This is a genomic window from Vibrio sp. 10N.261.46.E11 (assembly GCF_041472735.1).
In the GTDB taxonomy this organism is placed as follows: Bacteria; Pseudomonadota; Gammaproteobacteria; order Enterobacterales; family Vibrionaceae; genus Vibrio.
Map to the genome: position 1 here is coordinate 1 of NZ_JBFRQW010000070.1, position 315 is coordinate 315.

Consider the following 315-nt stretch of genomic DNA (forward strand, 5'->3'; position numbering starts at 1 on the left):
AATAAGAATGAAAATGCGATACTAGCTCAGTTGGTAGAGCGCAACCTTGCCAAGGTTGAGGTCATCGGTTCGAACCCGATGTATCGCTCCAAATTTTGTAATGTTGATTCATTTTGACATTAAGATGGTGTTTTACTTTTCAGTAATCGGCATCGCAATAAAGAATTGCGTGCCCTGGTGGTGGAATTGGTAGACACAAGGGATTTAAAATCCCTCGACGTTCGCGTTGTGCCGGTTCAAGTCCGGCCCGGGGCACCATCTATTTGGTTGTTACCTGCTTGGTAGTAATCAACAGAGTCGTTCTCTTAAAACACG

General features: G+C 44.4%; 2 tRNA genes. Both read left to right on the forward strand.

Annotated elements, in window-relative coordinates:
- Positions 1-15 precede the first annotated feature (15 nt).
- Positions 16-91: transfer RNA gene (locus AB4407_RS19275), tRNA-Gly, on the forward strand.
- 80 nt (positions 92-171) lie between these two features.
- A tRNA-Leu gene (locus AB4407_RS19280) sits at positions 172-258 on the forward strand.
- Positions 259-315 lie beyond the last annotated feature (57 nt).